This window comes from Nioella sediminis (genome assembly GCF_001879695.1).
Taxonomy (GTDB): domain Bacteria; phylum Pseudomonadota; class Alphaproteobacteria; order Rhodobacterales; family Rhodobacteraceae; genus Nioella; species Nioella sediminis.
This window is the reverse complement of record NZ_MNBL01000027.1, coordinates 1-12,501: the sequence shown is the minus strand read 5'-3', so window position 1 is coordinate 12,501 and position 12,501 is coordinate 1. Positions and strand designations below refer to the sequence as shown.

Below are 12,501 nucleotides of genomic sequence, written 5' to 3'. Positions count from 1 at the left end.
ACCCTCATGCATTCGCGTTGATCCCTCACATAGACAAGGGGAGCGGTCGGGGCAATGGGCGGGGGAGGTCGGGCCCGCCCGCCCACCCCTTTTCGGGGGGCCAGCCCCCCGGACCCCCCGAGGTATTTCTGCCAAGATGAAAGGATCAGAGGGTCTTTTCGAAGAACATGTCCGGGTAGGGGTCGTCGTTGAACCGGTCGATCTCTCGCCAGCCGGTCTTGCGATACAGGGCCGCCGCTTCGGGCAGGGCGGAGTTGGTGTCGAGCCGCAGAGTGTGGATGCCAAGACGGCGTGCGGCGTCCTCTGCCCGTGTCATCAGCCGGGTCGCCAGCTTCAGCCCCCGCGCGGCGGGTGAGACCCAAAGCCGTTTGATCTCGGCCACCGGTCCGTCGCCGCCCTTCAACCCTACGCAGCCAATCGGCAACGCGTCGGACATGGCCAGCAGGAACACCCCGCGCGGGCGGATCATGTCGGTGGCCTCCGGATCACGTGACAGGTTCACGTCGAAGCCGGTGGCGAATCGGCGTTCAAGCTCCCGGTAATACTGCGTCAGGCAATGGATCGCTTCGGGCTCGCGCGGGTCGATCTCGATGATCTCGATACGGTCCTGCCCGAGCGCCGTGGCAATCAGGTCCATCGCGTCCAGAATTGCCTGTGGGCGCGGGTGGCGGGCGAGGATGGCGCGCGCCTGGTCATTCGAAAGCCGCTCATATTCCGTGAAGGCGGCGCGGCCCTCATCGGTCAGCTGCGCGATGCGGCGGCGGCTGTCATCCGGGCTGGGGCCTGTGGTGATCATCCCCTCAGACTCCAACCCGCGCAGAAGGCGGCTCATCAGCCCGGAATCGAGCCCGAGATAGTCACGGATGACCCCGACCTCCTGCAATCCATGGCCGATGGCGTTCAGCACGCGCGCCGAGCCAAGCGGGCGGCCCAGGCCGAGAAAAGACGTGTCGAGCGCGCCCACCTCGGAGGTCACGGCGCGATTGAAACGGCGGATGCGTTGGATGTCATCGGTCATTTATCTGACTTAAGTCAGATAAAATCGCCTGACAAGCAGAAACGCTCCAAGCTACTCCCAGCCCAATCAGTTGGCGATTCAGCTTTGCCCGTCGCGCCCGCGTTCCAGCAAAACCGGCTGGCCGTGCGGCGTGCGTTCATAGGCGCGGGTCCAGGTGGCCTTGCGTTCGCTGAGGTCCGTGCCGGTGATCTCGGTAGCCTCTGTCGTCAGGCGTTCCAGCGCAGCGAGGGCCGCCTCGTAATAGGTTCGGGTCGTGTCGGGCTTGCCCGCCGCCTCTGCCGCACGCAATTCCGCCCCGAGCGTTTCGGCCCAGGCCGTGGCACTGAACCGGCCTGCCTGCACCATGGTGTCGGCAATCGCCAGCACCTGCGCCTGCCAGGCCTCGTCAAAGACCGGATCGCGGGGGGCGAGCGGGTTTTCAGGCCGGAACAAGGTAGCTCTCCCACAGCTCCAGCGTGACCGTGTCGCGGGGGTTGGCGTCATCGCCCCAGAGCTCCTGCGCCGAGAAGCTGACGGTATAAAGATGCTGTCCGACATGGCGGTTATGGGCGCCCTCGTCGGGGAAAAGGTGGCAGCCATGATGGGCGATCACCTCGCCCACGCAATCGCGGGCATAGGCGGGAAGGCGGGTGTGATTGTGATTGATCTGGCGAAGGGTGCGAACGGTGTCGCCTACGGCAAAATGCGCCGGGGCGTCTTCGGGGACAGAGAAATCGGTGCAGGCGCGGCGGACCTGTTCGACAACCTGATCGACGGTCTTGGCCTTGGCGGGGTCGGCCGGTTCCAGAACGTAGCCGCGTTCAAGCTCCGCCAGCGTGATCTGGCCCGCATCGACCATGAGCATGAGGTAATTCGTGGCCCATTTCTGGAAATAGGAGAAGGTCAGGTAGTCGCCCGGCACCATCAGTTCCAGCCCATGCCGGAACCAGTCGATGGTCATCGACGGGCAGATGCCCTCGCGCGCCAGCCCCCACATGCGCTGTTCCCAGTCATGGGTGAAAGGCGCGTCGCCTTCCGAAACCGGAATCGGGCCATAGCCCTCTTTGCCACCTAGATCGTGAATGCCATCCATCACACGGACCCCGCAGACAGGTCGCGGTCCGTGCCGATCATCGAATTCCGGGTGACGATCCCGGCCAAACGCTCTTCGTCCCAATCTTCGGTCCCGGCGGGGCGCTTCGGCACCACGAGGTAGCGCAGTTCGGCGGTGCTGTCCCACACTCGGACGGCCACGTCCTCGGGCAGGTCAACGCCAAACTCGGCCAGCACGGCGCGCGGTTCGCGGACGGCGCGGGCGCGGTAGGCGGCGGATTTGTACCAGGCGGGCGACATGCCGAGGATCGAGAACGGGTAGCAGGAGCAGAGCGTACAGACGACCATGTTGTGTTGCGTGTCGGTATTCTCGACGGCCTTCAGGTGGCCGGTTGCATTGCCCTCGAACCCGAATTCCTTGATTGCCTCGGTGGCGTCCGCCAGCAGCCGCGCCTTGAAACCGGGATCGACCCAGGCCCGCGCCACCACCTTCGCCCCGCGCATCGGGCCGATATGTTCGGAATAGGCCTCGACCCAGGCATCGACGGTCTCGGACGCGATCAGCCCCTTTTCCACCGCAAGGCTTTCCAGCGCCTTCACCCGCAGCGCCGGGTCGCTTGGCAGATGCGAATGGATATGGCGGTGCAGATGGGCGGCGTGTTTGCTGTCGAATGTGGACATGGGCTGGCTCCTTCACCGGGCAGGGAAAGGCAGGAATACGGGCGTGTCAACATCTGACCTCTGGACAGCAGGCGCGCGGGCCGCAACAAAGGCGCCCATGCGCGCGGGATTGCCATATGTCCGCCCCGGCATGACCGTGGGCCTGTTCGGAGGATCGTTCGATCCCCCGCATGAGGGTCATGTGCATGTCAGCCGCGAGGCGTTGAAGCGCTTCGGGCTGGACAGGGTGTGGTGGCTGGTCAGCCCCGGCAACCCGCTGAAATCGGAAGGCCCCGCACCGCTGGACAAGCGAATGGCGGTGGCGCGCGCGCTGATCCAGCATCCGCGCATCGAGGCCACGGATATCGAGGCGCATCTTGGCACACGTTACACCGCCGAAACGCTGGAGGGGCTGTTTCGGCTCTATCCCTGTGTGCGGTTCGTCTGGCTGATGGGGGCAGACAACCTCGCCAGCCTGCATCGCTGGCAGAGATGGGACTGGATCATGCAGAACATCCCCGTGGGCGTTCTGGCCCGGCCCGGTCAGCGGATTTCGGCGCGTACCGCCAAGGCCGCGCAGATCTATCGCCGGTTCAAGGTGCCCGCCGCCGGGGCCAAAGGGCTTGCGCATCGCGATACGCCAGCCTGGTGTTTCCTCAATGTGCCGATGGTCGATATCTCGTCCACCGAGATCCGCGCGCGGGGCGACTGGACGCGCTAGCGCCGTTCCCTCAGAAACAACGTGGCAAGCCCCGAGGCGAGGATCAACGCCAGCCCCTGAAGGGCGCGCTCCTGCGGGACTTCCGCGAAAATGAGCAGGCCCCAAAGCGTTGCGGCGACCAGCTGGATATAGACGAATGGGGCCAGACGCGATGCAGGCGCCATGCCAAGCGCCACGATCAAAAGCAGGTTGCCAAGCGCCGACCCGAGGGCGGAAACGGTGGTAAAGGCAGCAATCTCCCCGGACATCGGGGGCCAGTGGTAGAGCCCGACGGGCAGCAGCACCACGGCCCCGATCAGCAGTTGGGTGATCAGTATCTGGCGCGGACGCCCGACATCTGTCAGCCAGCGGGAGGCAGTCAGGTAGGCCCCGTAGAAACACCCGGCCAGCAGCGCAAAGCCCAGACCGGGGGACAGGCCGAAGCGCGGATCGACCACCATGACGACACCATAGAACCCCGCCAGCAACAGCGCCGTGCGCATCAGCGTGATCGGCTCGCGCAGGAACAGGGCCGACAGGAAATAGCTCAGGATCGGGCCGATGAAGAAGGCGCCGAAGACATTGGCAATCGGCTCGGTTCTCAGGGCGGTCAGGATGCTGGTGATGCCGCAGATCAGGAACGCGGCGCGCAGCCAGATACGCCAATCGGTCAGCAGGCGCATTGCGGAAAGCGAAAAGGCGAACGGGGCGAGCAGCAGGAAGCCGAGGGCGAAGCGGCTCCACGCCGTGAAGAACGGGTTTACCCCGTGAAACGCCCCAAGCAGCCGTCCGGCGCTGTCGCCAAGCGGGATCAGGAACATGGCCACGATCATGAGCGGCAAGGCACGGAACAGCGGTTGGGTCATGTTCGCGTGATAGGGGCAAATTCCGACCACCGAAAGGCTTGAGTGACGGGCCTGCCTGCGGTTTAGTAGGCGTCGGACGGAAAAGAGCATTTGAGCATTATGGTTTCGAGACGCGCATTCCTGGCCGGCACCTTCGCCAGCCTTGCGCAGGGCGCGTTCGCCTTGCCGCCCGAGGTATCCCGCATTCCGCTGCGCCGCCCCGACGGGTTCGAGCTGCGCACCCTTCCAAGCGCCGCGGAGCTGATCGCAAGGGCCGATCTGGGTGGCGCTGTGTCCTGCGTCGTGGCCGATGCCAATACCGGCGAGGTGCTGGAGGCGGTCAGCCCGCTTCTGGGTCTGCCGCCCGCCTCTGTCACCAAGGCGATGACAGCCGCCTATGCGCTGGACAGGCTCGGGCCCGGCTATCGGTTCCGCACGCGGCTGATTGCCGATGGCAGCCTGTCGAACGGGCGGCTGGAGGGTGATTTGTGGCTGGTTGGCGGGGCCGATCCGCTGCTCGATACCGATGCGCTCAATGCCATGGCGCGCGATCTGGCCGATGCCGGTCTGCGCGAGGTGACGGGGGCGTTCCGCGTGGCCTCTGGCGCGATTCCCCATGTGACCGCCATCGACCCCGATCAGCCAGGTCACGTGGGCTATAACCCCGCCATCTCAGGGCTGAACCTGAACTTCAACCGGGTGCATTTCGAATGGCAGCGCGGGGCCGAGGGCTATTCCGTTTCCATGGATGCCCGGTCGGAGTCGGTGCGCCCTCCGGTCTCGGTTGCGCGGATGCAGGTCGTGGACCGGTCCGCGCCGGTCTATGAATACGAGGCCACGGAAGACCGCGAGGAATGGAGCGTTGCGCGCGGTGCGCTTGGCCAGAACGGCGCCCGCTGGCTGCCCGTCCGCCGCCCGCATCTTTATGCCGCCGAGGTGTTCCAGGTGCTGGCCCGGTCGCGCGGCATTGTGCTGGAAACGGCAGTACCGGGTGAGGCCCCGCCCGAGGGCGCGCTTGTCATGGCCGAACATGTATCGGAGCCGCTGGAAGACATCCTGCGCGGCATGATGCGGTGGTCCACCAACCTGACGGCAGAAGTTGCGGGCCTGATGGCCACGCAGGCAGGCGGGGTTCAACCGCAAGGGCTGGAACAGTCCGCCGATGAAATGGGCCGCTGGATGCAGGACCGGTTCGGCGTCCGGCGCCAGAACTTGCTCGATCATTCGGGGTTGAGCGAAGACAGCCGGATCAGCACCCGCGAAATGGTGCGCGCTCTGGTTGGCACCGGGCCGAATGGCGGTCTGCGCCGGCTGATGAGGGATATTCCGATCCTCGACGATCAGGGCGCTCCTATTCCCGATCACCCGGTGCAGGTTGTGGCCAAGACCGGCACGCTCTACTTCGTTTCGACCCTCGCGGGCTTCGTCCGGGCGCCATCGGGCCGCGATCTGGCCTTTGCCGTCTTTTGCGGCGATCTGCCCCGGCGCACCACCTTCGATCCGTCACAGGAAGAACGCCCGCCCGGGGCCCGCGGCTACAACAGCCGCGCCAAGCGCTTGCAGCAGGAGCTGATCCAGAGATGGGCACTGGTGCATGACCGGACCTGACGCTTGGTCGCAAACAGGCGCGACAGGGGACGTTTTCCGACTTTGACTGGACGGACGTTCGCGCCGGGATTTGTGGCCGGACGACTGCTAAAAAGATTGGATAATCCGCGTGTCAGACGCCACACAGCCAGCAACCGGGGTCGCTGCTCCGCGCGCGATCGAGGGCATTTCCAGCGTTGTGCTGGGGATGTTCTTTTTCGTTGCGATGGACGGGATGATGAAATCGCTGCTGGAGGATTACAGCGTCTGGCAGTTGATCGTCACGCGCGGGGTCATGGCGGTGCTGGTGATGGTGCCGATGATCCTGTGGTTGAGGGGGGCGCACCGGTTGTTCACGCCGTTATGGCGGCTGCATCTCTTGCGCGCCTTTCTGCTGGCCACCGGCTTTGCCGCCTTCTATGGCGCGTTTCCCTTCATGGGGCTGGCCGAGGTGTCTACCTTGTTCTTCTCGGCCCCGCTGATCATTGCCGCTCTGGCAGCGCTCTGGTTGGGTGAAACCATCGGCCCGCACCGAACGGGCGCGCTGATCGTGGGATTCGTTGGCGTCCTGATCGCGATGAACCCGACGGGAGACGCCTTTAGCTGGATCGCCTTGATGCCGCTGACCTGCGCGCTGTTCTACGCCATTGCCCAGATCCTCGCCCGCCGCATCGGCGACCGGGAAACCACGCTGACCACGGCGCTTTATACGCTGGTCTTTTCGGGGCTCCTGATCGTGCCCGTGGGCTGGCTGACCAACACGATCGTGCCGATCCCGGCGGAACACACCCATTTGCAGTTCACCTGGGTCCTGCCAACAGGCTGGGAACTGGGACGGCTCGGGCTGATGGGGGCGGTTGGGCTGATCGGGTATTTCCTGCTGACCCACGCCTATATGGTCACCTCGGCCAGCCTTGTGGCGCCCTTCGACTATATCTACCTGCCGATCGCTTCGGTGATGGCTTACCTGCTATGGGGGGAAGTGCCTGGTACCGCAACGCTGACGGGCATGGCGCTGATCATCGCCAGTGGCCTTTACCTGGGGTATCGGGAGCTTCGCTCCTCACGCACGACGCTCAGCCCGCATCCGGTGGCCGAGTCCTCGGTGGCACCGGGCAACCCGGTCGCCCCCATGACCGTGACGCAAGATGTGGAAAACGACTAGCGGACCGGATCAGACCGTCATGTGCCGTGCCCGTGCACCACGTTCGATGGCCGCTCCGTGCAGGCGGTCGATATTCAGCTGATAGCGGATTTCCTGCAGCATCTGCAATTCCGTCTGGCGCAGCAGCCCATCCGCGGCAGCCACGTCACAGGCGAGCGCATAGGCGGTTTCGAACAGGCGTTCAGGCAGCGCATCGGTGATCAGTCCGAACAGCGCATCGAGCCCGTCTTCCTCTTCCATCAGGTCAAACACGATCCGCGCGACCACCCCAAGCCGGTCGGCGTCGAACTCTGCGAATACCGGCAGATGATCAACGATGCGTTCAATCGTGACCAGTTCCGATGTGCGGATGTTCTCATCCGATACCGAAACGGCGATCATCAGCGCGACAAGCGCGTCCTGCGGGGAAAGGGGGGGCTGTTCGGTCACGGGTCTTTGCCTTCAAATGCGGATACCGGCCAGAGACTAGGGTCAGCCGCGCATGGGGGCAAGGGGACGTGACGCCGCCGCGCCGGGGAATGCGGTATGCGCGGCGGCGTGTCTCGTTCAGGCGCTTGCGGCGCTGAAACGATACTGAACGGATTCGAAGCTGCCTTCGGCGAATCCGTAGGTAAAGCGCAGACCCTCGGGGCCCGCGACCACGCCATGTTCCGCACCGGCGGGCACATAAATCGCCACGCCCGCGGCGATGACATGCGGAACACCCTCGATGGTCACGACGCCCGAACCGTCGATGCCAAGATAGAACTCTGCCGGATCGTGGCGGTGCTGCAGCAAGGTGCCATGGGGACCGAACTCGGCGATACCCAGAACGAATTCACGCGGCACATCGGGGGTGCCGTTGATCAGGGTGCGCCAGGTCACGGTGCCGTAAGTGGGATCGCCGCCCTCTTGTGCCACGTCATCCGCATGGATCGAGAAGGCCTCGCAAGAGGGCGGATAGGGGCTGTTATCGGCGGGAGCATGGGTTACGAAGGCCTCTTCGCTTTCGGTCAGGGACTCTACGGCTGCGCTGGCGAACTGGGTCATCGGGGGTGTCCTTCTTAGCCCGTGTGGTGGAGGTAGATTGCGGATTGTCCCTTGGCTGCGCAATGCGCTAAAGATGATCAGAAATATACGTTGAGATTATGATGTCATCACGTCTGCCCCCGTTTTCCGGCCTGACGGCTTTCTACGCCGCAGTGCGCCATGGTACACTGACCGGCGCCGCGCGCGAGCTGAACGTGTCGCAACCCGCCGTGTCGCGCAGGATCGCCGCGCTGGAGCAGGATCTGGGCTGCCGCCTGTTCGACCGCAGTCATAAGCCCGCGCGTTTGACCCAACAGGGGCGAGAGATGATGCGGGCCTTGCGAACTGGGTTCGGCCAGATCGAGGCCGCTGCCGAGACGATCCGCAGGGGCAATGCCAAGCGGGTGGTGACGGTGACCGGACCGTCGGGATTCGTCGGATTCTGGTTGATCCCGAAGCTGGCGGAACTGGAGGCGGCCTTTCCGGAGCTCACAATCAGGATCATGAGCCAGGAGTATGGTGATCCTGATCGGCCAGGCGATGTTTCGATCCGCTATGGGCTGGCAAGCGAGGCGGAACCTCTGGCCCGCCGGATTCTGGGAAACGAGGTCTTTCCGGTCGCAAGTCCCCACTATCTGGCCCGACACGACAGCCCGCCCGATCTGGCAAAACTGACCCTGCTGACCATGGAATCCGCCCGCCAGCACTGGCATGACTGGCCAAGCTGGTTCGAAGCGGCGGGCGAAAGAATGCCCGTTGGCGTGCGACAGCTCGATTTCAACTCCTACGCCATGTTGGTCAACGCGGCCTTGGCGGGGCAGGGGGTCTGCCTGTGCTGGTCGGGCCTGTTGGACAGTTTCCTGAATACGGGCGCGATGGTGCGGCTTGACGGGCCGTCTGCGCGGTCGGTGCGGGGCTATTTTATCACCCGCCGCGACGGGCTGGCGGCCAGCGCGGAAGTGACGGGAATTCATGATTGGATCGTCGCAGAGGCCATGATTCAAGGGGGCTGATGTTGACCCCGCGCCCCGCCCGCCCTAGGAAGCGGCGGGTTTTGGCGCATGGTGCGCCACCCGCCCGTTCTGGAGAATGAAATGTCTGATCTGCGCGACGTTGCAATGAGCTCGAAAGCATGGCCCTTCGAAGAAGCGCGCCGGGTGCTCAAACGCTATGAAAAGTCGCCGCCGGAAAAGGGCTATGTGCTGTTCGAAACCGGCTATGGGCCTTCGGGGCTGCCGCATATCGGGACGTTCGGCGAGGTGCTGCGCACCACGATGATCCGCAACGCGTTTGAGGTCATCTCGGACATCCCCACCAAGCTGATTTGCTTCTCCGACGATCTGGACGGGATGCGGAAAGTGCCGGGGAACGTGCCCGATCAGGAGATGCTGAAAGAGCATCTGCAAAAGCCGCTGACCTCGGTGCCCGATCCGTTCGGGACACATGAAAGCTTTGGCCACCACAACAACGCGATGCTGCGCCGGTTCCTCGATACGTTCGGGTTCGAGTATGAATTCTACTCGGCCACCGAATTCTATCGCACCGGCCAGTTCGATACGATCCTGCTGCGCGCGGCGGAACGCTATGACGCGTTGATGAAGGTGATGCTGAAAAGTCTGCGTGAGGAGCGTCGGCAGACCTACTCGATCTTCCTGCCGATCCACCCGGAAACGGGGCGGGTGCTCTATGTGCCGATGAAACATGTGGATGCGGAGAATGGCACGATCACCTTTGACGACGAGGATGGCCGCGAATGGACGCTGCCAGTGACCGGCGGCAATGTGAAGCTGCAATGGAAGCCCGATTTCGGCGCCCGTTGGGCGGCGCTTGGCGTGGATTTCGAGATGTATGGCAAGGACCATTCGACCAACACGCCGATCTATGACGCGATCTGCCGGATCCTGGGCGAACCCGCGCCGGAGCATTTCACCTATGAACTGTTCCTTGATGATCAGGGGCAGAAGATTTCCAAATCCTCGGGCAACGGGATTTCGATCGACGAATGGCTGACCTATGCCTCGACGGAATCGCTGAGCTACTTCATGTATCTCAAGCCGAAGACAGCGAAGCGGCTTTACTTCGACGTGATCCCCAAGGCGGTGGATGAGTATCACCAGCAGCTGAACGCCTATCACACTCAAAACGCTGATCAAAAACTGGCAAACCCCGTTTATCACATTCACGCGGGCGAGGTGCCGGTCAGTACGATGGTGGTGCCGTTTGCGATGCTGCTGAACCTCGCCAGTGTGTCAGGAGCAGAGGAGAAAGAGAAGCTCTGGGGCTTTATCCAGCGCTATGCGCCGGAGGCGAGCCCGGAGGCCAATCCGGACCTCGATCAGGCCGCCGGTTTCGCGATCCGCTATTACAATGATTTCGTGAAGCCCACCCGCGCTTTCCGCCTTGCCGATGACAAGGAAAAGGCCGCGATGGAGGAGCTGCTGGTCTGCCTTGGGGACGCCGACAAAGCCCTTGATGTCATTGCCAGAAAGAACGCTGAGGCAGGCCGGGACGATCCGCAGCCGGAGGTAAACTGGAACGACGACGAGTTCCTGCAATCCATCGTGTTCGCCATCGGCAAGACCCACGGATTCGAGCCGCTGCGCGACTGGTTCAAGGCGCTTTACGAGGTCTGCCTTGGCGCGTCCCAGGGGCCCCGTTTCGGTGGCTTTATCGCGCTTTACGGGATCGAGGAAAGCAAGCAGCTGATCCGCGATGCGCTGGATGGCAAGCTGGCGGGCTGAGACCTGAAAACAGGGGGGTGCCATGTGTACACCCCCTGTACACCCCCCATACACCCCTTGTGCAGACAAAACGCGGTTTCGCCGCCTGTCGGCGTCGACCGGGGAGCGCCCCTCGTCAGGCGCCTCTGGCGCCCTCCTCGGGCCGCGTTGCCACGGATGGGTGGCGACGGAGTCACGTCGGGTCGGGCGGCAGTGCCGGTGACTGGGGAAGGACGCCTCCGGCGGAGGTATTTGGGCCAAGATGAAAGGGCAGGTCGGTGCGGCCGGGAAGATGCTTTTTGAAACACCGGGGCCGCCACTTTATGACATCCTGCGCGCGGGTCTTGTTCCCCTTTCCCATGGGCATCTTTGCAAGGGGCGTCAGAGTCCCACCGTTCGTCCCAGAACGTCCAGCCCCTGCGTTTTCCAGAAATGCAGCAGGTCGATAAACACCCAGTTCTCGGCCAGTTTATCGCCCTGGCGGCGGTAGATATCGACCACCCGGAATTCACCCGACTTTCCGGTGGCCGGCATGCCCATGAACCCGCCCGTGGGCCGGGCGGTGAAATTGGGCCAGCCGAAGAAGCCGCCATAGTGGCCTTCGGCGAAGCGGCAGATATGGCCGGTACCGCTGCGGTCCGCGAAGCCTGCCCGGAAGGGGCCGGAATGCTGTTTGGCATAGCGTTCGATCGTGTAGGTCGCGCCGATCCCGGCGGGGCCCCACCAGATCATGCCGTCGTCCCATGTGCGCGCCAGTTCCTCCTCCAGCGGCAGGCCGGATTGCCATTGCCCCAGATCGGAAATCATCGCGTTGATCGTGGCCAGCGTTTTCGCGCCGTCCGCGGGCGGTTGCGGGTCGAACATCAGCGCGTCATGGGGCAGGGGGCCGGGCTGAATCAGCTGCGCGCCGGTCTGGGCCGGGAAGGGCTGTAGCCCGGCCTGCATCATCAGCGCCGGAATGTCGAAGAACATGGCGGTTTCCGCGATCTTGCCGTTTTCCACCCGGTGGAAGGCCGCATAGCGCAGCATGGCGATCTTGCGGGTTGGGGGGATGCCGAGCCAGGGCGCATCGAAAAGCCCCATCAGGTGACCCATCGAGCAGACCCAGACCGCGCCGTCATCGGTCAGTGAATTCTGCCCGGCCATGAACACGTCCATGCGCCGCTGCAACCGTTTGAGCGACGTCTTCAGCGGCGACCAGAACCGGTCCGCCACCTGATCGGGTCCGGTCAGGATGTCGAAGGGATGCATCCCGCGCCAGATCAGGTCAGGCGCGCAGAACCGCGCCAGAACGGCGGACGATTCGTTAGGTCCCGCCGCATCGAGCGCCGTGTAGAAGCTGCGGACAAGGTCTTTTTCCTGTTGGAAGCTCATCATTGTCTCCGCCTGTTTTTCAAGCATTTCCCGTGCAGTCTGGGCCAGTCTGCACGGTGTTGCCAGAGCTATTTTGCATACGTTTGCAAAAAATCCTTGCCAACTTGCCGCAGCTTTGTCTAGCCTTCTTGCAAACGTATGCAACATTCTTGCGGGGAGCCAGATGGCCGAAATCCAGTTGCGCAATATCTCCAAGCGTTGGGGAAATTTCGTCGGTGTCGACAGCTTCGACCTGACCATCGCGGACGAGGAGTTTCTTGTTCTCCTTGGCCCCTCGGGCTGCGGCAAGACCACCACGATGCGGATGATCGCGGGGCTGGAAGATCCGACCGAGGGTGAGATCATCGTCGGCGGCACCGTCGTGAACAACCTTGAACCCAAGGATCGGGACG

The 12,501-nt window shown here is 63.6% G+C and carries 14 protein-coding genes; 6 read left to right on the top strand and 8 right to left on the bottom strand.

Going from position 1 to position 12,501, the window contains the following annotated elements; genetic code table 11:
* Window positions 1-145: 145 nt before the first annotated feature.
* The 4 genes from BKY26_RS03060 to nthA all read right to left on the bottom strand — a co-directional run bounded on the left by BKY26_RS03060 (window position 146) and on the right by nthA (window position 2,731).
* Window positions 146-1,018 carry a bifunctional helix-turn-helix transcriptional regulator/GNAT family N-acetyltransferase gene (locus tag BKY26_RS03060; RefSeq protein ID WP_071688929.1) on the bottom strand — a complete coding sequence of 291 codons (873 nt, stop codon included), beginning with the start codon at window positions 1,016-1,018 and terminating at the stop codon, window positions 146-148.
* A 78-nt stretch (window positions 1,019-1,096) separates the two neighbouring features.
* A complete protein-coding gene (locus tag BKY26_RS03055; protein ID WP_071688928.1) occupies window positions 1,097-1,450 on the bottom strand; it encodes a nitrile hydratase accessory protein in 354 nt (117 codons plus the stop codon).
* Complete coding sequence (gene nthB / locus BKY26_RS03050) at window positions 1,437-2,090, bottom strand: nitrile hydratase subunit beta (RefSeq protein ID WP_071688927.1); 654 nt, start codon at window positions 2,088-2,090, stop codon at window positions 1,437-1,439. Before nthB ends, BKY26_RS03055 begins: the two co-directional genes overlap by 14 nt.
* Complete coding sequence (gene nthA / locus BKY26_RS03045; protein WP_071688926.1) at window positions 2,090-2,731, bottom strand: nitrile hydratase subunit alpha; 642 nt, start codon at window positions 2,729-2,731, stop codon at window positions 2,090-2,092. Before nthA ends, nthB begins: the two co-directional genes overlap by 1 nt.
* 97 nt (window positions 2,732-2,828) lie before the next feature.
* On the opposite strand from nthA, the gene BKY26_RS03040 reads away from it, so the two are divergent.
* The gene (locus BKY26_RS03040; protein WP_071688925.1) at window positions 2,829-3,431 is read left to right on the top strand and encodes a nicotinate-nucleotide adenylyltransferase; all 603 of its coding nucleotides are present in this window, start codon (window positions 2,829-2,831) and stop codon (window positions 3,429-3,431) included.
* Here the strand turns inward: BKY26_RS03040 and BKY26_RS03035 are convergent.
* On the bottom strand, window positions 3,428-4,276 hold the full coding sequence (locus tag BKY26_RS03035) for a DMT family transporter (protein WP_227434904.1): 849 nt from the start codon (window positions 4,274-4,276) through the stop codon (window positions 3,428-3,430). The genes BKY26_RS03040 and BKY26_RS03035 overlap by 4 nt on opposite strands.
* Before the next feature lie 99 nt (window positions 4,277-4,375).
* Between BKY26_RS03035 and dacB the strand changes: the two genes are divergently transcribed.
* Both dacB and BKY26_RS03025 read left to right on the top strand, forming a co-directional pair.
* Window positions 4,376-5,863 carry a D-alanyl-D-alanine carboxypeptidase/D-alanyl-D-alanine endopeptidase gene (dacB, locus tag BKY26_RS03030; protein WP_071688924.1) on the top strand — a complete coding sequence of 496 codons (1,488 nt, stop codon included), beginning with the start codon at window positions 4,376-4,378 and terminating at the stop codon, window positions 5,861-5,863.
* A gap of 109 nt (window positions 5,864-5,972) precedes the next feature.
* Window positions 5,973-7,007, top strand: a complete 1,035-nt coding sequence (locus tag BKY26_RS03025) for a DMT family transporter (protein WP_071688923.1) — start codon at window positions 5,973-5,975, stop codon at window positions 7,005-7,007.
* 9 nt (window positions 7,008-7,016) lie between these two features.
* Here the strand turns inward: BKY26_RS03025 and BKY26_RS03020 are convergent, their stop codons facing one another.
* Both BKY26_RS03020 and BKY26_RS03015 read right to left on the bottom strand, forming a co-directional pair.
* Window positions 7,017-7,436 carry a tellurite resistance TerB family protein gene (locus BKY26_RS03020; protein ID WP_071688922.1) on the bottom strand — a complete coding sequence of 140 codons (420 nt, stop codon included), beginning with the start codon at window positions 7,434-7,436 and terminating at the stop codon, window positions 7,017-7,019.
* Between the two features lie 117 nt (window positions 7,437-7,553).
* On the bottom strand, window positions 7,554-8,036 hold the full coding sequence (locus BKY26_RS03015; RefSeq protein ID WP_083431296.1) for a cupin domain-containing protein: 483 nt from the start codon (window positions 8,034-8,036) through the stop codon (window positions 7,554-7,556).
* A 98-nt stretch (window positions 8,037-8,134) separates the two neighbouring features.
* On the opposite strand from BKY26_RS03015, the gene BKY26_RS03010 reads away from it, so the two are divergent.
* Both BKY26_RS03010 and BKY26_RS03005 read left to right on the top strand, forming a co-directional pair.
* Window positions 8,135-9,028: a LysR family transcriptional regulator gene (locus BKY26_RS03010; protein WP_245764419.1), complete on the top strand. Its 894-nt coding sequence runs from the start codon at window positions 8,135-8,137 to the stop codon at window positions 9,026-9,028.
* Between the two features lie 81 nt (window positions 9,029-9,109).
* Window positions 9,110-10,756: a lysine--tRNA ligase gene (locus BKY26_RS03005; RefSeq protein ID WP_071688970.1), complete on the top strand. Its 1,647-nt coding sequence runs from the start codon at window positions 9,110-9,112 to the stop codon at window positions 10,754-10,756.
* 360 nt (window positions 10,757-11,116) lie between these two features.
* Here the strand turns inward: BKY26_RS03005 and BKY26_RS03000 are convergent, their stop codons facing one another.
* Window positions 11,117-12,112, bottom strand: a complete 996-nt coding sequence (locus BKY26_RS03000; RefSeq protein WP_071688969.1) for a nuclear transport factor 2 family protein — start codon at window positions 12,110-12,112, stop codon at window positions 11,117-11,119.
* 160 nt (window positions 12,113-12,272) lie between these two features.
* Here BKY26_RS03000 and BKY26_RS02995 point away from each other — a divergent pair.
* Window positions 12,273-12,501 (top strand): ATP-binding cassette domain-containing protein (locus BKY26_RS02995; RefSeq protein ID WP_131541751.1); only part of this gene is annotated, 229 nt, incomplete at its 3' end.